The following is a 22,861-nucleotide window of genomic DNA, read 5'->3' as shown; positions in this document are numbered from 1 at the left end:
CATGCGACGGTCAGCCGGCTGGATGCGTACGAGAGCGATCCGGATGGTGGTCGCCACTTTGCTGGCCGGCGGTCTGAGCGGACCGGCCACCGCGACCGCCGTCGCCACGCCGGCGCCCTCTCCAGCACCCGCGGCCGACCCGGCCGGCCTGGTCAACCCCTTCGTCGGCACACAGAACTTCGGCAACACCTTCCCCGGTGCGAGCGCCCCCTTCGGCATGGTCCAGGTGAGCCCGGACACCGGCGGCCAGGGCGGCTACGACTATCAGCAGGGCAAGATCCACGGCTTCAGCCAGACGCATCTCTCCGGCGTCGGCTGCGGCGTCGCGGGCGAGCTGCCGATCATGCCGACGACCGGCGCGGTCGACCGGGTCAACCCCGACGACTACCGCTCGGTGTACTCGCACGACGACGAGAAGGCCGAGCCCGGCTACTACCGGGTCAGCCTGAAGTCGTACGGCATCAATGCCGAGCTCACCGCGACGCGGCGCACCGGCTGGCAGCGCTACACCTTCCCGTCCACCGGCGCCGCCAACGTCCTGTTCAACACCGGCAAGGCCAACCAGAAGGTGTACGACTCCGAAGTGCACGTCGTCGGCGACCGCACGGTCGAGGGCCGGGTACACGCGGGCAACTTCTGCGCCGGCAAGGACGATCACACCGTCTACTTCACCGCCACCTTCGACCGGTCCTTCAAGACCCAGGGCACCTGGCGCGGTTCGACCCCGGAACCGGGCAGCCGGGACGCCGCCGGCGAGGGCGCCAACGGCGCCTGGGTGACCTTCGACGCGAGCGTCGACAAGGACGTCGTGATGAAGGTCGGCCTGTCCTACACCGGAGTCGAAGGCGCCCGGAAGAACCTGGCGGCGGAGACGAAGGACTCGTACGACTTCGACGCCACCCGTGCCGCCCTGCACCGCACTTGGGAGGAGCAGCTCGGCTCCATCGGCATCGGCGGCGGTTCGCGCGACCGGCAGAGCGCCTTCTACACCGCGCTCTATCACGCACAGCTGCACCCGAACCTGGCCGGCGATGTGGACGGCCGCTACACCGGCTTCGACCGGAAGACCCATACGGCCGACGGCTTCACGCCGTACCAGAACCTCTCACTGTGGGACACCTACCGGCCGCAGAACCAGCTCCTGGAACTCCTGGAACCCGAGGTCGCCCGCGATGTCGCGCTGTCCGTCGTCGCGATCGGCAAGGACGGCGGCTGGCTGCCGCGCTGGGCGCTGGCCAACAGCGAGACCAACATCATGACCGGTGACCCGGTGACTCCGTTCCTCGTCGAGGCCTGGTCGAAGGGCCTGCTGGCCGGCCACGAGGAGGAGGCGTACGCGCTGCTGAGGAAGAACGCCACCAGCACTCCGCCCGCCGACTCCGCGTACAACGGCCGCTCGGGCGTGGACTTCTACCGCGAGCGCGGCTATATCCCCTCGGGTCTCGGCCTCGGCAAGGACTGCGCCGACAAGGGCGGCGACAACGACTGCAACCACCCCGCATCGGCCACTCTCGAGTACGCGGCCGCGGATGCCTCGCTCGCCCTGATGGCCGGCGGGCTGGGTCACCGGGCCGACGCCGGGATGTTCGCGGCGCGCGGCCGGTGGTACCGCAACCTGTGGGACTCCTCCATCGGCCAGTTCCGTCCGCGTACCACGCAGGGCACCTGGGTGACGCCGTACGACCCGGTCGAGGCGGGCCACCAGTTCCACGAGGGCGGCGCCTACCAGTACCAGTGGCTGGTGCCACAGGACCCGGCCGGTCTCGTCGCGCTGATGGGTGGCAGGAAGGCCACCGAGAAGCGGCTCGACGAGTTCTTCGTCCACGACAAGCTGCTCACCGACCCGGCGGGCACCGCGCGCAAGGACTGGATCTCGCAGCCGTACGACTACTACGGCAAGCCCACGTACAACCCCAACAACGAGCCCGATCTGCACGCCCCGTACATGTATCTGTGGGCGGGCGCGCCCGCGAAGACCGCGACCGTCACACGGGCGGCGATGACGCTCTTCACCAACGGCCCGGACGGCATGACCGGCAACGACGATCTGGGCACGATGTCGGCCTGGTACGTCTTCTCGTCGCTCGGTCTGTACCCGACGATGAGCGGCGCCGACTTCCTGGCGCTCTCCAGCCCGCAGTTCGAGTCGGCGACCATCAGGATCGGACAGTACGGCCGCAAGCAGGGCGGCACTCTGACGCTCACGGCGCCCGGCGCGAGCGACGACCGGAGGTACGTCCAGAAGGTGGCCCTGAACGGCAAGAACATCCGCACCACCTGGCTGGGCTGGGACACGATCGCGCACGGCGGGCGGCTGACCCACCGGCTGGGCACCGAACCGTCCGCGTGGGGCACGGACCGGAACGCCGAACCCCCGTCGGTCGGCGGAGCGGCGGCTGCCGACGGGCGCCGGCACCTCGACGCTTCGCTGCGGCCCGCCTCGGACGCCGTACCGTCGAGCGACACGGGGCAGACCGCGCATCTCGCGGTGGACGTACTGGCCCAGTCGCTGGGCGAAGTACGCGTGTCCGTGGCGGCGAAGGCTCCCTCCGGCTGGGCGGTGAAGGCGCCCGCACAGGTGACGGTGAAGTCCCGCAGGCTGCCGGTGCAGACGACGGTCCCGCTCGCGGTCACGGTGCCGGCCGCAACCGCGGTCGGCTCGTACCCGGTCCGGATCACGGTCGCGGCGAAGGGCACTCCGGCGGTCGCCCGCACGGCCACCGTCGAGGTGCGGCCCGCGGCGAGCTGCGCGAGCGTCGGGAATGAGCAGTGTCCCGTGGAGCTGACCGGTGCCATGAATCACGACGGGACAGCCACGAAGGACCGGTCGGGCGAGGGCAACTTCGACGGTCTCGGCTGGAGTTACGACGCCGGCCTGCTGCCCACGGCCGGCCCGGTCAGCTGGAACGGCGTGCCGTACCAGGCGCCCGACCCGACGGGGACCGCGCCGAACTTCGTAAAGGCACGCGGCCAGGCGCTGCTGCTGCCCGCCGGCGCCCGCTCCGCACTGCACCTGGTCGCCGCATCCCACAACGGTCCTGTGGCCACCACACTGACCGTTCGCTACACGGACGGCAGCACCGCGGACGTGCCGGTCACCATCGGCGACTGGGCCGGATCGACACCGTCCGGCAGCACCGTGGTCCTCGACATGCCGCACCGCATCAAGGACGGGCAGGGTGTCGATGGCCCCTCGGTACGGCTGTTCGGCGATACGGCGGTGCTCGACAGCGCGAAGCAGGTGCGCTCGGTGGCGCTGCCGGACGACCCCCGCGTCGAGTTGTACGCGATCACTCTGACATGACCTGACGAACTCTGCGTCCGGGGCGCGGGGCCGTGCGGAAACGGGTGGCACGCAGTCGCGTGCTCCGCATAGCTTGTGCGCTCGTGACTGATGATCCGGAGCGCTCGTCGAGTGGCTCGCCCGCTTCCACAGAACGGACCGTGCCGGTCTCCGACAAGTGGACAGCGACAGCTGATCGCCCGCCGACACAATCCGTAACGGCTGAGCGATTGTTCTCCGGAACCTACGTTGCCGCTACATCCTGTTTCACCGCGGTGATGTTCCTGACCGGGTTCGCCGCGCTGGCCGTGGTCCCCACATTGCCGGCGGCGGCGCGGGACTTGGACGGATTGTCGCTCTACCCGCTGGTGGCAGGATGCTTCGTGGCCGCGAGTCTGCTCGGCGGGGTGCTCGGCGGTCATTGGGCAGACCGTGTCGGGGCGCAGCGTCCGCTGGCGGCTGGCATGGTGCTGGCGGTAGTCACCCTGCTGGTCTCGGGCGCCAGCACCTCGATCTGGCAGCTGGCGGCCGGGCGCTTCCTGGACGGGCTGGCGGGCGGGATGGTCGCGGTGTCGGTCAACACCGCTATCGGCCAGGCCTACCCCGACCGCCTGCGACCGCGCGTTCTGGCGTTGATGAGTGCCTGCTGGATCGTCCCGTCGCTGGTCGGTCCTCCGCTGGCGGGGCTGGTGGCCGAGTGGTTGTCCTGGCGCGCGGTGTTCTTCGGTCTGGCAGCCCTCACCGTGCTGCCCGCGCTGGTAGTGGTGGCCATGCTGCGCGGCCCTTCCTGGGCGGCCGCGCCCGCGCCGTCGGGGTGCAGGCCGCCGCGCCCGGCGCTGATGGTCGCGACAGCGGTAAGCCTGGGTGCGGCGTTGGGTCAGTACGGCGTCTCCGGCTGGGACAGGCGCCATCTGCTGTTCGCGGTGGGCGGGCTCGCCCTGCTGGCGGCGTTCGCGCCGCGGCTGCTGCCGCCGGGCACGTGGCGTGCCGCGCGCGGCCTGCCGGCCACGGTCCTGCTGCGCGGCCTGGGTTCAGGCGTGTTCTTCACGCTGGAGGCATACGTGCCCCTGCTGCTGGTCACCGACCGGGACGCGCCTCCCGTGGTGATCGGCCTGGCCTTCACAGGCGCCGCCGTGGCCTGGGCCGGCTCCTCCTGGGTGCAGGGCCGTCTGCTTGAGCACTGCCCCCGCCACCGCTTGGTCGTGGCCGGTGCACTGGTGCAGGCGGCGGCGATCGCGCTCGCGGTCGCCGGGACGCTTCCAGTGACGCCTGCGTACACCGCCGCATCGGCCATGGTCGTCGCGGCCGTCGGCATGGGTATGTACGCCCCTTCCCTCACCGTGCTGTCACTCACCCATAGTCCGCCCGGTCGGCAGGGCTATGCCAGCAGCGCGATGCAGACCACCCAGAACCTGGGCCAGATAACGGTGTTGGGCGTGTCCTCTGCCCTGTTCAACGCCTGCCTCGGCGCAGGCTCGACCGACGCCGTCGGCTACGGCGCCGCCTTCGGCCTGCTGCTCGCACCGTGCATCCTGGCCGCCCTCCTCGCCGTCCGCGCCCGCAGCGCGTGAGCCGAACCGCGCCTACCTGCGCGGCTTCCAAGCCGCGGCGAAGTCCACTTCGGACGCGGGCAGCACCCGGATGCTCCGCCCGGGAAAGTCGATGTGCCGAAAGATCTCATTGTGGTGCGCGATCGACTGCTTCGGCGAGGCGTACTCGCCGGTGTCGGGCCGGTGGGACGTGGTGTGTCCGTCGGCGACCAGCACGAGGTCGTACCGGTGGCTCAGCGCCTGCCGCGCCGTGGTGTCCACGCAGATCTCAGTCGCGAACCCGGTGACGACCACCTCGGTGACTCCCAGCACCTTCAGCGTCTTGTCGAGATCGGTGCCGAGGAAGCTGTCTGCGCTGGTCTTGTGGACGACCGCCTCGTGGGCGCCCGGCGCGAGTTCGGGCACGATCCGCCAGCCCTCGGTACCCGCCTCCACCCCGTCACCCTGATGCTGGATCGTCACAATCGGCACGCCCGCGGCTTTGGCTCGTTCGCGGAGCCCGGTGATCGCGGCGACAGTCTCGGCGGCCCGGTGCGCGATGGCCACCAGGGCGTTCTGCATGTCGATGACGAGGAGCGCGGAGGCATGTGGCATGGGCTCACGCTAGCGGCCCCCTTCCGGGCAGAGCGCACGATCTGACACGGATGTTCCTCAGCCCTCAATCCCCCGAACTCACGTTGCACAGGGTGCAATCAGAGTTGCGTCTATTGCTTATGAGGGCGGCACACGGCACTGTGTTTGCCACATCCGAAGCGACAGACCCACGCGCGAGGTGCACCGCATGAGCAGCAGGGCAGGACGCACGGAGACGGCATCGGCTCCCGGCACCAACCGCCGCCGGTTCCTCGGCGCGGTCGCGGCCGCCGCGGTCGGCGCAACGGCCGTGGGCTCCGCGGCCCCGGCGAGCGCGAGCCCGACCCCGAGCGCGAGCCCCAGTCCGAGTGCTCGGGCATGCTCCCGTGGCTCGCGCTCGCTGTTCCTGGGCACGTACACCTCGGTCCCGGGTGGCGGCGCCGGGATCGGTCTCGCCACCTACGACGAGGCGACGGGACGGATCACCGCCACCGGTACGGTCGCCGGTGTCAGTGACCCTTCCTTCCTGGCCCTCCACCCCTCGGGTCGCACGCTGTACTGCGTGAACGAACAGCAGGAGGGCGGCGTGACCGCCATCAGGCTGTCCCCCGACGGTCACCACCGTGTGCTGGGCACCCGCGGAACCGGTGGCGCGGGCCCCTGCCATCTCTCCGTGCACCCGAGCGGGCGCTGGCTGCTCAGCGCCAACTACCTCTCCGGCAGCGTGGCCGTGCACCCGATCGACGCCTCCGGCGCGCTGGGCGCGCGTACAGCCCTCGTCACTCACTCCACGCCGCCGCCCGGCCCCGGCCAGGAAGGACCGCACGCCCACCAGATCGTCACCAGCCCGGACGGCGGTCACGTACTCGCTGTCGACCTGGGCAATGACACGGTCTACACCTACCGGCTGGACACCTCTCGAGGAGAGCTCGCCCGGGTCTCGTACGCGAGCCTGAGGCCGGGTGCGGGACCCCGGCATCTCACCTTCCACCCCGCCGGCCGGTTCGCCTATCTGGCCAACGAGGTGGACAACACCGTCGTCGTCTGTGCCTACGACCCCGCCACCGGAAGGCTCACGCCGGGCACGCCTCAGCCGACCGGCACGGGACCGGACACGAGCTATCCGGCGCAGCTGGTCGTGACCGACGACGGCCGGTACGCCTTCCTCGCCAACCGCGGTCACAACAGCCTGACCCGCTACGCGATCGAGGGCGGTGGGTCGCGGCTCCGGCTGCTGGGGACGGTACCGGTGGGTGGTGACTTCCCCCGGCACATCGCCCTCTCGCCCGACGAGAACCTGCTGTTCGCGGCGAACCAGCGGTCCAGCTCGGTCAGCGTCTTCCAGGTCGATCACGGCAGTGGTGAACTCCGGCCCGCGGGAAGCCCGTTCAGCTCCCCGGTCGCCGTCTGCGCACTGCCGCTCTAGTCTTCCAAGTCAGCCGGTCAGGTCCGGGAGCGCGCCAGGCGCAGGGTGACCAGCTGGAAGGGGCGCAGGGTCAACTTCACTGCGCCGTCGGCCAGTTCCAGCCTCGGTGCGTCGGCCGACGGTCGCTCCAGCAGGTCGGTCGCGGCTGCCTCGACGGCGTCGAATCCGGCGGTGACGCCGACCCGGGCGCGGCCGCCCCGGGACTCGTAGAGGCGTACGACGACATCGCCGCTCGCATCGTCCGCCAGCTTCACCGCGGAGATCACGACCGCGTCGTTGTCCACCGTCACCAGCGGGGTCACTGCCGCGTCGCCCGCGACCCGTCGCTCCGGGAGGTTGATGCGGAAGCCCTCGCGGACCGCGTCGCCGATCGCCGCGCCGGGCACGAGGGCATGGCGGAATCGGTGCACGCCCTGGTCGGTCTCCGGGTCGGGAAAGCGCGGGGCCCGCAGCAGCGAGACGCGGAGCGTGGTCGTCGTTCCGGAGTCGGCTGCGCGGACGGTACGGGTGACGTCATGGCCGTACGTCGAGTCGTTGACGAGCGCGATGCCCCATCCGGGCTCCTCCAGATGCACGAAGCGGTGGTTGCAGGCCTCGAACTTGGCCGCCTCCCAGCTGGTGTTGGTGTGCGTGGCCCGGTGGAAATGGCCGAACTGGGTCTCCGACGCATACCGCTCGGCGTGGATGTCCAGCGGGAAGGACGCCTTGAGGAACTTCTCCGTCTCGTGCCAGTCGACCTCGGTGTCGATGTCGAGGCGTTTGGCGCCGGCGGGCAGGGTCAGCAGCTGGGTGACCTTCGAGTCGCCGAAGCTGCGGACGACGCGCACCGCCGCCGATGTGCCGGTCACAACAGGGGTGATCTCGTCGGCGTCCGTCAGGTCCGTGACGGTGTTGCGGTAGAACGCGTCGACGTCCCACGCGTCCCACATGTTCGGGAAGTCGGGGTGGATCTGCAGCAGATTCGCCACCCGGCCGGGGGCCACCGTCTCGCGCTCCGCGCCGATGTCGTACGCGGACGTCACCAGGCCTCGTCCGTCGATCTCGACCTGAAGCAGGCCGTTGTCGAGGACGAAGCCGCCATCGTCGCGCGGGGAGAGCTGAGCGCTGCCGCCGACGGCCGCCACCGCGGCACCGCCTGCCGCCACACCGTGCCGCTCATGCGGTGCGGAGTTGAAGACAAGGGTTCCGGATCCCTCGCCTGCGAGCGCGCGCTGCGCCCCGTCGATGATGCCGTTCAGCTCCTCGGCGACGGCCCCGTATGTCTTCTCGGCCTCCCGGTGCACCCAGGCGATGGACGAGCCGGGCAGGATGTCGTGGAACTGGTGCAGCAGCACCGTCTTCCAGATGCGGTCCAACTCCTCGTACGGGTAAGGGAATCCGGTCCGCACGGCGGCGGTGGCGGCCCACAGTTCGGCCTCGCGCAGCAGATGTTCGCTGCGGCGGTTGCCCTGCTTGGTCTTCGCCTGGCTGGTGAGCGTGGCGCGGTGCAGCTCCAGATAGAGCTCGCCGACCCAGACGGGCGCGTTCGGGTATTCGGCCTCCGCCTTGGTGAAGAACTCCGTGGGGGTCTCCCACCGGACGGTCGCCGAGCCGTCGAGGTCGCGCAGCCGGGCCGCCTTGGCGACCATCTCGCGGGTGGTGCCGCCACCTCCGTCGCCCCAGCCGGTCGGTGCGAGGGAGTGCCTGGCGACGCCCTTGTCCTTGAAGTTCTTCGCCGCGTGGGCGATTTCGCTGCCCCTCATCGAGCAGTTGTAGGTGTCGACGGGCGGGAAGTGCGTGAAGATCCGGGTGCCGTCGATGCCCTCCCACTGGAAGGTGTGGTGCGGGAACTTGTTCGTCTGCGACCACGAGATCTTCTGTGTCAGCAGCCACTTGGAGCCGGCCGCCTTGATGATCTGCGGGAGTCCGGCCGCGAAGCCGAAGGTGTCGGGCAGCCAGGCCTCGTCGTTCTCGATGCCGAACTCGTCCAGGAAGAACCGCTTGCCGTGCACGAACTGACGGGCCATCGCCTCCGAGCCCGGCATGTTCGTGTCGGACTCGACCCACATGCCGCCCGCAGGCACGAACCGCCCCTGCGCCACGGCCTTCTTGACCTTCGCGTAGACCTCGGGCCGGTGTTCCTTGATCCAGGCGAACTGCTGCGCCTGCGACATGGTGAAGATGAACTCCGGCTCGTCCTCGAGGAGCGCCGTCATATTGGACGTCGTACGGGCGACCTTGCGAACCGTCTCGCGCAGCGGCCACAGCCAGGCGGAGTCGATATGGGCGTGGCCGATCGCGCTGATCCGGTGCGCCGAGGGACCGGCGGGGGTGGAGAGGACTCCCTCGAGGCAGGAACGGGCCGCGACAGCACTGCCGTTCACGTCCTGGAGATCGATCGCGTCGAGGGCGTGGCCCACGGCCCGCAGGATGTCCCAGCGGCGGGCGCCCTCCACGGGCAGCTCCTGCATCAGTTCGCCCAGGACCTCCAGGTCGAGCACGAGCTGCCACACGGTCTCGTCGAAGACGGCGAGATCCATGCGGGTCAGGGTGTACTGCGGGTCGGTGCCCGCGGTCTCCTTGTCGCCGAGCCGCGTCGGCAGGAAGGGGTGGTAGTCGAGGATCACAGGGTTGGAGGCCGCCTCGATGTGGAGGCGTACTTCCTCGCCCCCTTCGACGGGCGCGCCGATGCGCACCCACTGGTTGCGCGGATTGAGTCCCTTCACCGGAGTGCCGTCGGGGAGGTGGACGAGGCCCTCGCACTGGAAGCCGGGCATGTTCTCGTCGAAGCCGAGGTCGAGGATCGCTTCCACGGTCTTGCCGGCCCACGCGGCCGGTACGGTCCCGGTGACCCGGAACCAGCTGGTCCCCCACGGAGCGCCCCACATGTCGCCGACCGCGATCGGCCCTGGCGAGGCGGCGAGACCTTCGGCGACCGGGACGGGTTCGCCCGGCGCGTTCCAGACAGCCACCTCCAGCGGTACGGACTCGGGGTACACGGCGGGGCGGATGCGCTCGTCGAGGACACGCTTGAGGCGGGCTTCGACAAGGCTGCGGTCGTCATGCATGCGGGGCTGCTCCGAGGGTTCGGGTGGTGGTTACCAGGGGTGGGCTGCGGTCGATGGTGCCGATGTGGTGTAGAGCTCCCCGACCGCTCGCAGTTCGAACCGCGCCGACTGCTCACCCTGTTCGGGTTTCAGGCCGGGGACGAAGAATGCTCGCTGGCAGGTTGCCCCGAGGAAGCGCCGATGCCCGTCGGGCAGGACGCGGTGCAGTGTGTAGTGACGAACCGCGCCCGGGGCGCCCAGCCATCCGAAGCGCAAGTCGCCGCCCGTGGTGGCGGTGATCCTCAGGGAGGCCGGGGCGGCGGGGCTCTGTGCGGCCTTGTCGCGCACAGCCAGGGCGCCGAGCCGCCATTTCACGGGTCCGCCGCTCGCGGTGAGTCGGACACCGAGCGCGCGCACGGTCCCGGGCGGGCTGTTCAGCCGCACGGTCGAGGTGGTCCAGCCGCTCCCCGGGCCCACGGTGCCCACGGGAAGGTAGGTGTACGGAATGGGTGCGCCCGGCCCCGAGGGCTCGGCCACGGCCACCGCGAGCTCGACCCCGACCCGGCCCGCGTCGGCTCGGTGGGTGAGCTCGACGACCGTGTCCGCGGTGAGCGGGAGCCTGGTCGCGTACAGGTCCACCGTGGTGGGCGCATTGAGCGAGCCGGCGACGAGGAGGCTGCTGCCTCCGTGCCAGGCATCGGCGAAGTCATAGGCGACCGAAGGGCGTTGGCCCTTCGTGCGCACGACCCATTGGCGGGACGGGAGGCGGTCCTGAACGCCGAGATGGTTCCACTGCGCGTCCGATGTCACCTTGCCGCCCTCGTACCAGCGCAGTCCGTGGCCGGTGTTGAAGGCGGTCGCGAATGGCACGGTGTCGACGGTCGAGCGGTCGGCGACGGCGCGCGCGGGAGCCCGCCAGGCCTCGCCGGAGGTGGGCCGCGACGGGTCGAGCGACTGCCCGCTCCAGAACCGGTCGTCGGCGGCGTGGAACTGGGCCGGGGTGCGGTCCGCGGGCAGGTGGTTACGGGTCCACTCGGGCCGGTAGAAGCCCAGCGAGACGATGTCCGCCGTGTTCTCGGGGATGATGGCGTCCCAGTCGACGGACCTGTTCCAGCCGTTCGCCTCGACATCGACTCCCGCCCACAACTCGTAGCGAATGCGCCCCAGTTGCTGAGCGACCTGCCCGGAGGACGCCAGCGAGGACCGCGACCAGCGGAAGTCGATGAACATGGAGTCGGCGGCCTGGAAGAACGCCTTGTTACGGTCGTTCAGCGCGCCCTGCCAGCTCACCGAACCGTTCACGGTCATCGAGTCGTACCAGCAGACGCGCAGCCCCTTCGGCGCGCCCAGACTCTTCAGCTCCTTCACGAAGCCGAGCATGTCGGCCGCGAGTGCGCTGTTGCCGCCTCCGGTCTCCGCGTTGATGAACCAGCCGTCGAAACCGTACGCCGTGGCGACCGCGACGAGCCGCTCGGCGAGCGGGAATCTGCCGAAGGAGTCCTTCTGGACGAGGTCCCGGGTCCAGCGCAGATCGCCGCCGTAGGCCACGGGCGGCAGGAAGACATTGCCGAGGACGGGCACACCGTGGCGGTGTGCGGCGTCCACGATCGGGGCATTGGGCGCGAGGATCAGGCCCTCCCCCGACGAGCCGCCCCAGAAGACCAGCTCGTCCAGGTAGGACCAGTGGGTCAGGGCGTAGTAGTCGGCGGTGGCCGCGCCCTGGGAGGGGTTGCCGGCGGTGGGGCCGAAGGAGACGAGGGACTGGACGCGCGCCTGCCCGCTGCGGGCGGTGGCGTTGACCGGCGTGGGCGTGAACCGCCGGGCGAGCGGCACGGCCGACTTGTTGAACACCAGATCAGTGTCGTCCTCGGCGCGCCAGGCCTTGAGGCTGCGCCACGTGATGCCCTGGCCCGGGGTGCCGGAGGGGAACGAGTCGGGGTACCAGTAGGAGGCGTACGGCGTGCCGGGCGTTGTCTTCGTCGCGGCGGACGCGATGCCGGGCACGAGGGCCGGGGTCAAGGCTGCCGCCGCCGATGCCAACAGGAGGGCGCGTCGGCTGAGGTGGGGGGTCATGGTGCGCTCCGTTTCTTGGTCTGTCCTCAGTCGCCGGAGGAGCTGATATTCAGCCCCTCCGGCGATTGAGGAGCGGGGTCTGGGGCGGAGCCCCAGTTACGGGAAGGGGCGGGGTGGGGCAGGTCATGGGCCGACCTGCCCCGGGGTTACCACTTCGGTGATGCCTCGTGCAGCGAGGTGCTCTTTGTCCTCCGCGCAGCCCGCGAGGACGGCCGTGGGCCGGACGCCCTGCACCGTGAGCCGGGCGAAGGCCTCGAAGAAGGCGCCACCGGGTGCGCACGTGGATCGCTGGGGCGCCGTCTCCTCGTCACCGGTGTCGACGACGAGCGCGGTGGTGCGCGGCGCGGGACTGTGTTCCTTCCCCCGCCACTCCTCGACGATGCGCGCGATCGTGCGGCCGGCCGGTTTGACCTGCCGGTCGTTGGTCAACAGACCGAGGCTGTACTCGAGTTCGGGGAAGTCGGCGAGCGAGCGGGACACATCGTGGGAGCACCACCAGGTGACTCCCCAGACGTCCTGGCAGTCCAGCGCGTTCGCCACGGTCGCCTCGGTGAAGTGGGCGGCGTGCTCGGCCGGGACAAGCGGCGCGGGTGCGCCGACCTCCTGCAGCCATACGGGCCGGCGCGGATCGAGAGCCCAGGCTTTGGAGACCTCGATCAGGTAGGCGGCATGGTGCTCGGTCGCAACTCCCGTACGCCCGTGCCGCTGGGCGGTGCCGTTGAAGACCCAGGAGTGCACGGCGGTCGCGGCGCCGATGCGTGCCGAGTGGGCGGGGGTGAACGGGTGGTCGTCCTGGTACCAGGCCGCGTCGTACTCGGCGTGCAGATGGAGCCTGCCGGGCGCCCCGGCCTCACAGGCGTCGAGCAGCAGCCGCAGCCAACTCCCGGCCTGTTCGGCCGAGATGCGGTCCGGATCGGGGTGCGGGCCGCTGGAGAACTGGTTGATCTCGTTGCCGACGGTCATGCCGATGAAGTTCGGCCGGTCACCGAGCGCGGCCGCGAGCGTACGCAGGTACTCGGCCTGTCCCGATACGACATCGGGATCGGTGAACATGTTCCGCCGGTGCCAGGTCCGGGTCCATGCGGGCAGGAAGTCGAAGCTCGACAAGTGCCCTTGCAGGCCGTCGACGTTGACGTCCAGACCGCGTTCGGCCGCCGCGTCGGCGAGCTGTACGAGCTGTTCGACGGCGCGCGGGCGGATGAGGGTCCGGTTGGGCTGGAAGAGCGGCCAGAGCGGGAAGACCCGGATGTGGTCGAGGCCGAGGCCGGCGATCGAGTCCAGGTCGGCGCGTACGGCGTCGAGGTCGAAGTCCAGCCAGTGGTGGAACCAGCCCTGACTGGGCGTGTAGTTGGCGCCGAAGCGCGGCACGGAAGAGCTCATGGGGAAGGGGTGTCCTGGTTCTGTGGTGCGGCACTCGGATCGGAGCCGGGCAGGTCAGCCCTTGACGGCGCCCTCGCCGACACCGCGGAAGAAGAAGCGCTGCAGACAGGCGAAGAGAACGATCAACGGGAGTACGGCGATGACCGTGCCTGCGGCGACGAGGCGTTCATCGTTGGCGAAGGTGCCGTGCAGATAGTTCAGGCCGATGGTCAGGGTGAAGTTCTCCGGGTCACTGAGCACGATCAGGGGCCACAGGAAGTCGTCCCAGGCGCCCATGAAGGCGAAGATGGCGACGACGGCGAGGGTGCCCTTGACCGAGGGCAGGGCGATGCGCAGGAACCGCTGCCATGCGGTGGCCCCGTCGACGAATGCCGCTTCCTCCACCTCGTGCGGGAGGTTCAGGAAGGCATTGCGCATCAGCAGGACGTTCATCGCTGCGATGCAGCCGGGCAGCAGTACGGCGATCAGGGTGTTGTTCAGGCCGAGGTCACGCATGGTGGTGAACTGGGCGATGATGATGCCCTCGACGGGGACGAGCATCGCGAGGATGAACACCAGGGTCGCGGCCCTGCGTCCGCGGTAGCGCATCCGGGCGAGGGCATAGCCTGCCAGTGCGGAGCCGATGCAGTTGGTCAGCACATTGGCGGTGGCGACCTTCAGCGAGTTCAGCGCGTAGTCCCAGACCGGGATGGTCCGGGAGACGCGCGAGTAGTTGTCGAGCGTCGGCTCGCCCGGCAGGAATCTGGGCGGTGAGCTGAAGATGTCCTCGTGCGGGCCCTTGAGCGAGGTGGACAGCTGCCACAGGAAAGGCCCGACGGTCAGCGCCAGTACGGCGAGCAGCAGGCCGTAGCGGAGTACGAGCTGCCAGCCGGGGATGCGCCTGCCGTCGGCGTCCGTGATCTTCATGAGGCTCATGCGTCCTCCTTGCGGTCGGCGCGGAGCACCAGCAGCATCAGGGCGACGGTGACGACGAAGACGACCACCGAGATGGCCGAGGCGTAGCCGACGCGGCCGGTCAGTCCGGTGCCGACGCGCTGGACGAGCATCACGAGCGTGGTGTCCTCGCCTGCCGGGCCGCCGCTGGGACCTGCCATCAGATAGACCTCGGAGAAGACCTTGAAGGAGGCGACGGAGGAGAGCGCGCCGACGAGGACCATGGTGGAGCGGACCGCGGGGACGGTGACGGTGCAGAAGCGGCGTACGGCCCCCGCTCCGTCGACGGCGGCGGCCTCGTGCAGCTCGCGCGGGACATTGGCCAGCGCCGCCAGATAAATGATCATGTAGTAGCCGAGGCCCTTCCAGACCGTGACCGCCATCGCGCTGCCGAGCAGCAGCCACTGGTCGCTGAGGAAGCCGACCTTGCCGACGCCGACCGCCTCGAGCACCGAGTTGATCAGTCCTCGGTCGTCGAGCATCCACACCCAGATCAGGCCGACCACGACGATGGAGGCGACGACCGGGGTGTAGAAGGCCGAGCGGAAGAAGGTGATGCCGGGAATGTGCCGCTGTACGAGCATCGCCAGCAGCAGCGGCAGGATCACCAGGGCGGGGACGACACCGAGGACGTACAGGGTGCTGTTGCGCAGCCCGATCCAGAACATCTCGTCGTCGAGCAGTTCCCGGAAGTTGGCGAGGCCCACGTACTGACCGGGGACCAGGGTGCGGCGGTCGGTGAAAGCGTTGACCAGGGTGCTGAGGAACGGATACAGGCTGAAGGCACCGACGACCAGGAGACCTGGCGCCGCGAACAGCCAGGGACTGGACGGTAGTTGGCGCCTGATCCCGCGGGCGGGCCGGCGGCCGTCGGAGCCGGGGCTCCGGACGGCCGGGCCCGCCGTGGTGGGATCCGGCGAGATCGCCTCGGAGGCGGTGGGGGTCTTCATCGCGGACTCGGCTCAGCTCTGCCGCAGCAGCCGGTCACAGGCCTTGACAGCGTTGTCAAGCGCTTCCTTGGGGCTCTCCTTGCCCTGCAGCGCCCGGGCCACCGCGTTGCGCAGCTCCGTCTTCATCTGCTCGCTGAACAGTACCGGTGTGTAATTGACCGCGGTCTTCAGTGACTTGGCGGCCGCGATGCGCACCCGGGTCACATCGGTGCCGTCCTCCTTGGTGAAGTACGGGTCGTCGAGCGATCCTGCGGTGCTCGGGAAGATGGCGACCTTCTTGGCGAACTCCATCTGACGGGTCGCGTCGGTCACGAAGTGGGCGAAGGCGACGGCGGCGGGCTTCTGCTTGGCCCGGGAGTTCACCATGACGCCCATGACATACATATTGGCCTTGCCCGTGCTGCTGACCTGGTCGGTGATCCCGATGTTCCTGTAGAGGCTCGGGGCCTGCTTCTTGAAGTTCTCCAGGTCCAGCGCGCTGCCGGGGTTCATGGCGACGGACTCGGTCAGGAACTTGTGGCCCGACGACTCGGGGGTCGCCGTCAACGCCTGCGGGTCGAGTGCCTTGGCGTCGTACAACCCCTTGTAGTGGGTGAGGAGTTCGACTCCCTTGGCGTCGTTGAAGGCGAAGCCGGTGCCCTCCTTGTTCATCAGCGGGACGTCGTAGCGGCCGAAGTCCTCGATGGTGGGAACGTTCGCGAGAGTCGCGATCTTCCCCTTGCTCTTCCCGGCCATCCTCAGCCCGGCATCGAAGACCTCGTCATAGGTCTTCGGGGGCTTCTCGGCATCGAGTCCGGCATCCTTGAAGAGACGCTTGTTGTAGAAGAGCGGGCCGGTGTTGAGGTACCAGGGGAAGGCGTACGTGCCGTCCACACCCGGTATCCGGTGGCTCTGCCAGGCGCCCTGCAGATACTCCTTGCGGTACTTCGCGGCCGCCTTGTCGAGGTCGAGCGCGAGCCCGGCCTTGGCCAGCGGGGCCACCAGGTCCGGGGAGACATTGACGACGTCGGGCAGCGTGTTGCCTGCGGCATCGGCGCTGATCTTGTCGGCGTAGCCCTCCGCTGGCCGGTCGACCCACTTCACCTCGGTGCCCGGGTACTTCTTCTCGAAGGCCGCGATGACTCCGTTGAAGTAGTCCTTGAAGTTGGCCTGCAGGTTCCAGGTCTGGAAGGTGATCTTGCCTTCGACCTTGCCGGAGGCGTCGGACGAGCCGGCGCCGGATCCTCCGCCGCAGGCACTGAGCGGCAGAACGGTGGCGAGGACGGCGGCAGCAGCGAGTGCCCTGCGGGGAATGCGCACGGTGAACGGCTCCTTTGCTCGGACCAGACGTGCAGACCTTGCAAGTGAACCGTCTATGAAGTCAATACATTCGCTGGAACTAATGCGCCCTGGCGAACATTAGTCCAGGTCAGACGCACACAAGGAACGACTTGCAGTGATCGACTAATGCGCTTTAGAGTGCATGTGCTCAAGCGCATTAGTACGTAGGAGGAAAGAGGCACGGATGGCAGCGAATACCCCGTCCGACAAGGACGCCTCGCCGGCCAGGCGCGCTCCCGCGCGGCGTCCGACGATGAAGGACATCGCTCAGCGTGCCGGGGTCTCGGAGAGCGCCGTGTCCTTCGCACTCAACGACCGGCCCGGCGTCTCGGAGATCACCCGTGACCGGATCCGGCGCGTCGCCGAACAGCTGGGCTGGCGGCCGAGCACGGCGGCCCGCGCACTGTCCGGCGAGGGCTCGGCGACGGTCGGCCTCGTGCTGGCACGGCCGGCCGCGACGCTGGGCGTGGACTCCTTCTTCCTGCAGCTGATCTCGGGTATCCAGGAGATCCTGGCGGAGCGTCAACTCGGTCTGCTCTTCCAGGTGGTGGAGGATGTACCGACCGAGTGCGCGGTCTACCGCCGCTGGTGGGCCGAGCACCGGGTCGACGGTGTCCTGGTGGTCGACCCGCGGACCGACGACCCGCGTCCGGAGCTCCTCGACGAGCTGGGCCTGCCCGGTGTCGTCATCGGCGGACTGCCGGACCAGCATCCCAACCTGTCGCAGGTCCGCGCCGACGACACCGGGGCGATGGCTTCCGTCGTGGACCGGCTGTACGAGCTGGGGCACCGGCGGATCGTGCATATCGCGGGCCTGCCGTCACTCGCCCACACCGACCGTCGCATCCGCTCGCTGCGCGCCGAGGCCGGCCGGCGCGGGCTGACCGAGGTCCGGTCACTGGCCACGGACTACTCCGACGCCGAAGGCGCTGCGGTGACCCGCCGGGTGCTGGAAGGGAGCACACCGCCCACCGCACTCATCTACGACAACGACGTGATGGCAGCGGCCGGAGCGGCCGTCACGGCGGGCCTTGGCCTCTCCGTTCCCGGCGACGTGTCGATCGTCTCGTGGGAGGACTCCGTGCTGTGCCGCATGGTCCATCCCTGGCTGACGGCACTCTCCCGGGACACGGTCGCCTTCGGGCGGATCGCCGCACAGGAACTGACCGCTCTGCTCGACGGCGGCGCGGCCCGGTCCGTACCAGTGCCGCTCCCCCGGCTGATCGAGCGGGAGAGTACGGCTCCCACCGGAGACGACCTGGCCACGGGCGTCTCTTAGATCTGGCGCGGAGTGTCACCCGAGGTGGTCGGGGTTTGCACGGAGGGCAGTCTGCTCGGCCCAGATCGTCTTGCCGGTCGATGTGTAGCGCGTTCCCCAATGCTGGGTCATCCGTGCGACGAGGAAGAGACCTCGGCCGCCTTCGTCCTCACTGCCGGCATGACGCAGATTGGGTGAGGTGTGTCCGGTGTCGGAGACCTCGCAGATCAGGGTCTGGTCGCGGATGAGCCGCAGTTGGATCGGGCCGGCGGCATACCGGAGGGCGTTGGTGACGAGCTCGCTCACCACCAGTTCGGTGGTGAAGACGAGGTCGTCCAGGCCCCAGGCGCCGACCTGCTCGGTGGCCACGGCCCGGGCGCGGCCGACCTCCTCCGGATCGGCGGCCAGTTCCCACTCGGCCACCTGATGGCGGTCCAGCTTCTGTGTCCGTACGAGCAGCAGCGCGGCGTCGTCGTCCACGGGGCCCGGCAGCAGCGCGGCCACTGCCTGGTCGCACAGCTCGTCCAGCGTGCGTCGATGCTCGGTGAGGACTGTGCCGAGCGTATCGAGCTGGACGTCGAAGTCCCGCTCGCGGCTTCGGACGAGGCCATCGGTGAACAGGGCGATGAGGCTGCCTTCCGGCAGTTTCATCTCCACGCTCTCGAAGGGCAGGGCGCCCAGGCCGAGGGGCGGCCCCGCGGGAAGGTCGGGGAAGGTGACGGTGCCGGAACCGGAGTCGACGACCGCGGGAGGCGGATGCCCGGCCCGCGCCATGCGGCACACTCCGGACACCGGGTCGTACACGGCGTACAGGCACGTCACCCCGAGCGCTTCGTCATGGGGCACCTGCTCGCCCTCGTCAAGGACGGCCGCCTGCTCGTTGGCGCCCTCCCCCACGAGGTCGTCGAGGCGCGCGAGAAGCTCCTCCGGCGCGAGGTCCAGCCGGGCCAGCACCCGTACGCTCGTACGCAGACGGCCCATGGTGGCGGCAGCGCGCAGCCCGTGACCGACCACGTCTCCCACGACCAGGCCCACCCGCGCGCCCGACAAAGCGATGACGTCGAACCAGTCGCCGCCCACCCCGGCCCTGCTGTCCGCCGGCAGATAGCGGTACGCCAGCTCAACTGCGGTCAGCTGCGCCAGATTCTGCGGCAGCAGACTGCGCTGGAGCATGAGGGACGCGGCGTGCTCACGGGTGAAACGGCGGGCGTTGTCGATGCATACGGCGGTCCGCGAGACAAGCTCGTCGGCCACGGCCCGCTCTCCGTCGTCGAACGGGGCGGGGTGGCGGTCCCGCGAGAAGGTGACCAGCCCCAGGGTGGCTCCTTCGGCACGCAGCGGAACGACCAGCCGCGAGCGCGGCGGTAGTTGCCCATTACCGCGCTCCGTGTCCGCCGGGCCGTCCAGCACCGGACGGCCGGAGGACAGGCTGCGTGCCTGGGGCGAGTCCGGCGGGTAGTCGACTCGCTCCCGTCCCGCCGGCCGCGCCCCTCCCGGGCCTGCCCGCTTGAATCCCGGCTCCTCCCACACTCGTACCATGTCCCGCGCGTGCGCGGATCCCTGCGTGGGCTGATCACCTGCCAGCACGACCTCCAGAAGGTCGACCGTGACCGCGTCGGCGAACTGCGGGACGGTGACCACGCAGAGTTCCTGCGCCGTACGGCTCATGTTCAGGGTCGTGCCCACCTGTCCGCCGGCCCGCACGAGGAGATCCAGCCGCTGCTGTGCGAGGTAGGCGTCGGTGATGTCCACGGTCTCCTCGCACACGCCCAGCGAGACACCCCCGGCGTCCTGCAGCCGGTAGTACGAACAGGACCAGACGTGGTCGTGCTCCGGGTCCACGGGCGGGTGGCCGCTGTAGTGCAGCCCGATGACAGGCTCGCCGATGGCGAGGACCTGCCGCATCATCTCCTCCAGAGTCGGGGGATACCCCGGGGACAGGACCTTGCCATGGGTCACCATCTCGTCCGGGCCCAGGCCGACGTACTGCGAAGTACCCATCTCCCGACGCAGGGCGGAGTTTGTCCACACCACCCGCAGATCCGTGTCGTAGACGGCCAGACCGACGGGTGACTCGGTGGCCAGCCCCCGGAGCATCGACTGCAGGGACTCCCACTCCTCCGTTTCCTCCGCATCGGCCACCGCCAGGAGCCAGGCGGGCCCGGCGCCCTCATGGGTCAGGGCATGCGTTGCCGTCACGACGCGGACGATATGGCCGTCCCGGTGACGCATATGGAGCACCTGACGGCCACCATGTGCCGCACCCGCCAGGTCTGCCACCGCGTGGATGGCATCGGCGGGCTCCACCATCAGGGCACCGATCGGGCGCCGAAGCACCTCCTGGGGCGGGTATCCCAGCAGCCCCTGCGCCTTCGGACTCCATCCGACGACCCTGCAGTCGGCATCCAGTACAGCCGTAGCTGCCCTGGTGATATCCAGGGGGCCACGGAAGCCGGCATCCTCGGCTGCGTTCACTACGCTCATGGCGCCTGCCGTGGGACGTCGGCCCAGCGGGCGGCGAGCAGCAGCGCGATGTCGTCGGGCCTGTCGGTGGCCTGTCTGGCCTCGAGGATCAGTCGGTCCGCCGCGTCGGCGAGAGGGTCCGAGCCGACCTTGGCGAGTGCGCTGCGCAGCCGCTCGATGCCGAGGTCGATGTCGATTCCCGGCTGCTCCACCAGTCCGTCGGTGTAGAGAGCCAGGACGGCGCCCGGCTCGAGCCACATTTCGGTGACGGGGTACGACGCCTCCACGTCGACGCCGAGCACGACGCCACCGGGGATGTCCAGGACCTCGGTCCGGCCGTCGGGATGGCGCAGCAGAGGCTGGGGGTGCCCGGCCCGTACGGCCTGTGTGGAGCCGGATTCCCGGTCGAGGACGATATAGCAGCAGCTGGCGAACTGGCCCGGATCGAGGTCGATGAGCAGCCGGTTGGTGCCACTCATCACCTCCTGCGGGTCATGCCCGCTGAGCGCGAAAGCACGTACGGCGCTGCGCAGTTGGCCCATGGTGGCGGCGGCGGAGACACCGTGTCCCTGTACATCGCCGATGACCAGGGCCAGCTCCCCGCAGCTGGTCTCTACGACGTCGTACCAGTCGCCCCCGACTTCCATGCCCTGGGTGCCGGGGAGGTATCGCCCGACAGTGTCGACAAACTGGAGTACGGGCAGCCGGTGCGGCAGCAGGGCATCCTGCAGACCACGGGCGAGTGCGGCTTCGGAGTCGTAACGCTGGGCTCGCTGGAGGGCCTGCGCGATGAGTCCGGCGAGTGCGGTCAGGACCGTGCGCTCTTCCGGGCTGAAGCCGCGCGGATGGTCGAAGCCGAGGATGCAGGAGCCGACGGGGCGTCCGGAGGCGATCAGTGGCAGGAAGGCCCGGGCGCCGACGTCCGCGTCGATGGGGATGCCGGGGTAGGCGGCGGCCAGGCGCTCCATGGACTCGAAGAAGATGGGGCGGCCGGAGGTGAGCGTCTCGACGCCGGGCAGCCGGGCGTCCAGCGCGACGCCGTCGAAGCGGTCGAGGAAACCCTTCGGGAAACCGGTCTCCCAGGCCAGATAGAGATGTCTTTCGTTCAGCAGGTAGATCGCCAGTTGACGACCGCCGAAGGCGGGCAGCAGTTCCTCCGTGACCACGGCGGACACCTGACGGGCTGTAACGGCCTCCGTCAGCGCGATGGCCAGGGCGACCGGGCGGTACAGCGACGACGCGCGGTCGGTCGGGGAGCCGAACCCGGGGCCCGGCCTGACGATGGACCCTGACGCGTAGGCCGGTTCCTCTGCCGGGGCCAGTGTGGCGGTCAGGCCGTCGTGGCCGGGGTAGAGGGAGACCGTCAGCCATTCTTTGGGCCCGCGGCGGGCCATGAAGTGGACGGGGTCGTACCCGAACAGTGCCGCCCGGTAGTGGTCCTCGTAGGCGGGGTGCCCGAACCACGGCAGGACCTCCCACAGGACGCGTCCGGCCAGCTCGGAGCGTGAGTGACCGAGCAGAGTCTCCGCAATGCGGTTGATGTGGGTGATCCGCCCGAGCCGGTCGAGCGAGAAGATGCCCCGCGGGAGCCGGTCGGTCGCCTCGGCGACGGCCGGCCCGATGCCGAGGTCCACCAGGAAACCGGTCAGGTGGCTGCCCGGACCGTCGCCGGGCGGCTGCGTGCGGCGGCCCGAGAGTTCGAGCAGATGCAGCCGTCCGTCCGGTCCTCGCAGCCACATCCTGCGCGACACCGGCCCGCCCGATGTGGCGGCCTGGGCGGCGACGGCCCACAGTCCGTACGCGTCCTCCGGCGCCAGATGCGCCGCCAGTGCCTCGATGGTGCCGGTAAAGCCCGCCGGCTCGGAGCCGAGGATCGTGCACAGCTCTTCGTCGGCGGTTACGGCGCCGCTGTCGAGGTCCCAGTCGAAGTAACCGATCCGCACCGGTGGGGCGGAGGCGGTGGGCAGCTGGACGGGCGTCGGTTCACCGTCCCACTCGACGAGCCCTCCGTCCGCGCCCAGCTCCGCCAGAGCGGTTCCGAGGCGCCTTGCGGCAGTTTGCATCCGGCGGCGGTCGGAGTGGTCGACCGGGTGTCCGGGCGTGGCGGGCCGCAGCACCACCAGCACGCCGAACTTCTCGTCGCCGCCGACGACAGGCGCGTACAGCGAGCCGAAAGGGTACGGCAGGCCCGCCATGAGCTGCGGGAATCGGCGCATGGCCTCGTCGGCGTCGCCGAGGAGGACAGCCTGACCGGAGCGATAGGCCTCGGCCACCGGAAACGGGCGGTTCACGTGCATACGCCACCAGGGGCGGAACAGCCGGACGGGCAGCCCGGCGAGCACGGCCAACCGCAGCAGCCCCTGCGTGCGGGAGCGCAAATAGACGCCGCCGGCGTACCCGCCGACAGCTTCGGTCGCGCCCACCGCGGCTTGTGCGAGCACCAGGGACAGCTCGTCCGGAACTCGGCCGCTGCCGTTCAGTCGCCCGGGCATTGCCCCACTCTGGCTCTGCGGGGTGTACCCGGCCGCGCCGTACCAGGTCACACAGCCAGCATGCTCCCCGGCAGCCGTGCCGCGCATCTCAGTGCACCTGATCTGCCTGACCACAGCGAGGCCCCGCCGTCGAA

Annotated in this window: 13 protein-coding genes; 4 read left to right on the top strand and 9 right to left on the bottom strand. The window is 69.8% G+C overall.

The window, feature by feature from the left end:
• Nucleotide 1: 1 nt before the first annotated feature.
• Both ACFYXH_RS11580 and ACFYXH_RS11575 read left to right on the top strand, forming a co-directional pair.
• Nucleotides 2–3,304 carry a GH92 family glycosyl hydrolase gene (locus tag ACFYXH_RS11580; RefSeq protein WP_389561889.1) on the top strand — a complete coding sequence of 1,101 codons (3,303 nt, stop codon included), beginning with the start codon at nucleotides 2–4 and terminating at the stop codon, nucleotides 3,302–3,304.
• 257 nt (nucleotides 3,305–3,561) lie between these two features.
• Nucleotides 3,562–4,854: an MFS transporter gene (locus ACFYXH_RS11575; protein ID WP_389562235.1), complete on the top strand. Its 1,293-nt coding sequence runs from the start codon at nucleotides 3,562–3,564 to the stop codon at nucleotides 4,852–4,854.
• 12 nt (nucleotides 4,855–4,866) lie between these two features.
• Here ACFYXH_RS11575 and ACFYXH_RS11570 read toward each other — a convergent pair whose 3' ends face one another.
• Entirely contained in the window at nucleotides 4,867–5,427 is a 561-nt protein-coding gene (locus ACFYXH_RS11570) for an isochorismatase family protein (RefSeq protein WP_389561888.1), read from the bottom strand.
• A gap of 187 nt (nucleotides 5,428–5,614) precedes the next feature.
• Between ACFYXH_RS11570 and ACFYXH_RS11565 the strand changes: the two genes are divergently transcribed.
• Nucleotides 5,615–6,832 carry a lactonase family protein gene (locus tag ACFYXH_RS11565; protein WP_389561887.1) on the top strand — a complete coding sequence of 406 codons (1,218 nt, stop codon included), beginning with the start codon at nucleotides 5,615–5,617 and terminating at the stop codon, nucleotides 6,830–6,832.
• Nucleotides 6,833–6,849: 17 nt separating this feature from the next.
• Here ACFYXH_RS11565 and ACFYXH_RS11560 read toward each other — a convergent pair whose 3' ends face one another.
• The 6 genes from ACFYXH_RS11560 to ACFYXH_RS11535 form a co-directional block, all read right to left on the bottom strand.
• Entirely contained in the window at nucleotides 6,850–9,879 is a 3,030-nt protein-coding gene (locus ACFYXH_RS11560) for an alpha-mannosidase (protein ID WP_389561886.1), read from the bottom strand.
• 30 nt (nucleotides 9,880–9,909) lie between these two features.
• Nucleotides 9,910–11,931, bottom strand: a complete 2,022-nt coding sequence (locus ACFYXH_RS11555; protein ID WP_389561885.1) for an endo-beta-N-acetylglucosaminidase — start codon at nucleotides 11,929–11,931, stop codon at nucleotides 9,910–9,912.
• Nucleotides 11,932–12,054: 123 nt separating this feature from the next.
• A complete protein-coding gene (locus ACFYXH_RS11550; protein ID WP_389561884.1) occupies nucleotides 12,055–13,311 on the bottom strand; it encodes a glycosyl hydrolase in 1,257 nt (418 codons plus the stop codon).
• 54 nt (nucleotides 13,312–13,365) lie between these two features.
• Nucleotides 13,366–14,226 carry a carbohydrate ABC transporter permease gene (locus ACFYXH_RS11545; RefSeq protein ID WP_389561883.1) on the bottom strand — a complete coding sequence of 287 codons (861 nt, stop codon included), beginning with the start codon at nucleotides 14,224–14,226 and terminating at the stop codon, nucleotides 13,366–13,368.
• Nucleotides 14,223–15,194 (bottom strand): carbohydrate ABC transporter permease, encoded by a 972-nt coding sequence (locus ACFYXH_RS11540; RefSeq protein WP_389561882.1) that lies wholly within the window; start codon nucleotides 15,192–15,194, stop codon nucleotides 14,223–14,225. The genes ACFYXH_RS11545 and ACFYXH_RS11540 overlap by 4 nt, the downstream gene beginning before the upstream one ends.
• Nucleotides 15,195–15,206: 12 nt before the next feature.
• On the bottom strand, nucleotides 15,207–16,493 hold the full coding sequence (locus ACFYXH_RS11535; RefSeq protein ID WP_389561881.1) for an extracellular solute-binding protein: 1,287 nt from the start codon (nucleotides 16,491–16,493) through the stop codon (nucleotides 15,207–15,209).
• Between the two features lie 205 nt (nucleotides 16,494–16,698).
• Here ACFYXH_RS11535 and ACFYXH_RS11530 point away from each other — a divergent pair, with 205 nt between their 5' ends.
• The gene (locus tag ACFYXH_RS11530; RefSeq protein WP_389561880.1) at nucleotides 16,699–17,793 is read left to right on the top strand and encodes a LacI family DNA-binding transcriptional regulator; all 1,095 of its coding nucleotides are present in this window, start codon (nucleotides 16,699–16,701) and stop codon (nucleotides 17,791–17,793) included.
• A gap of 15 nt (nucleotides 17,794–17,808) precedes the next feature.
• Here ACFYXH_RS11530 and ACFYXH_RS11525 read toward each other — a convergent pair whose 3' ends face one another.
• The gene (locus ACFYXH_RS11525) at nucleotides 17,809–20,256 is read right to left on the bottom strand and encodes a SpoIIE family protein phosphatase (RefSeq protein WP_389561879.1); all 2,448 of its coding nucleotides are present in this window, start codon (nucleotides 20,254–20,256) and stop codon (nucleotides 17,809–17,811) included.
• Nucleotides 20,253–22,814 carry a SpoIIE family protein phosphatase gene (locus tag ACFYXH_RS11520; RefSeq protein WP_389561878.1) on the bottom strand — a complete coding sequence of 854 codons (2,562 nt, stop codon included), beginning with the start codon at nucleotides 22,812–22,814 and terminating at the stop codon, nucleotides 20,253–20,255. Before ACFYXH_RS11520 ends, ACFYXH_RS11525 begins: the two co-directional genes overlap by 4 nt.
• Nucleotides 22,815–22,861 lie beyond the last annotated feature (47 nt).

The organism is Streptomyces sp. NPDC002730 (genome assembly GCF_042888805.1).
Classification (GTDB): Bacteria; Actinomycetota; Actinomycetes; order Streptomycetales; family Streptomycetaceae; genus Streptomyces.
This window is presented reverse-complemented; position numbering and strand designations above follow the sequence as displayed.

Excerpts from the sequence above, each read along its gene's own strand:
- ACFYXH_RS11555 (WP_389561885.1), bottom strand. The coding sequence starts at position 11,931 with ATGACCCCCCACCTCAGCCGACGCGCCCTCCTGTTGGCATCGGCGGCG.
- ACFYXH_RS11580 (WP_389561889.1), top strand. The coding sequence starts at position 2 with ATGCGACGGTCAGCCGGCTGGATGCGTACGAGAGCGATCCGGATGGTG.
- ACFYXH_RS11530 (WP_389561880.1), top strand. The coding sequence starts at position 16,699 with ATGGCAGCGAATACCCCGTCCGACAAGGACGCCTCGCCGGCCAGGCGC.
- ACFYXH_RS11525 (WP_389561879.1), bottom strand. The coding sequence starts at position 20,256 with ATGAGCGTAGTGAACGCAGCCGAGGATGCCGGCTTCCGTGGCCCCCTG.
- ACFYXH_RS11565 (WP_389561887.1), top strand. The coding sequence starts at position 5,615 with ATGAGCAGCAGGGCAGGACGCACGGAGACGGCATCGGCTCCCGGCACC.
- ACFYXH_RS11560 (WP_389561886.1), bottom strand. The coding sequence starts at position 9,879 with ATGCATGACGACCGCAGCCTTGTCGAAGCCCGCCTCAAGCGTGTCCTC.
- ACFYXH_RS11540 (WP_389561882.1), bottom strand. The coding sequence starts at position 15,194 with ATGAAGACCCCCACCGCCTCCGAGGCGATCTCGCCGGATCCCACCACG.
- ACFYXH_RS11570 (WP_389561888.1), bottom strand. The coding sequence starts at position 5,427 with ATGCCACATGCCTCCGCGCTCCTCGTCATCGACATGCAGAACGCCCTG.
- ACFYXH_RS11550 (WP_389561884.1), bottom strand. The coding sequence starts at position 13,311 with ATGAGCTCTTCCGTGCCGCGCTTCGGCGCCAACTACACGCCCAGTCAG.
- ACFYXH_RS11545 (WP_389561883.1), bottom strand. The coding sequence starts at position 14,226 with ATGAGCCTCATGAAGATCACGGACGCCGACGGCAGGCGCATCCCCGGC.
- ACFYXH_RS11520 (WP_389561878.1), bottom strand. The coding sequence starts at position 22,814 with ATGCGCGGCACGGCTGCCGGGGAGCATGCTGGCTGTGTGACCTGGTAC.
- ACFYXH_RS11575 (WP_389562235.1), top strand. The coding sequence starts at position 3,562 with ATGTTCCTGACCGGGTTCGCCGCGCTGGCCGTGGTCCCCACATTGCCG.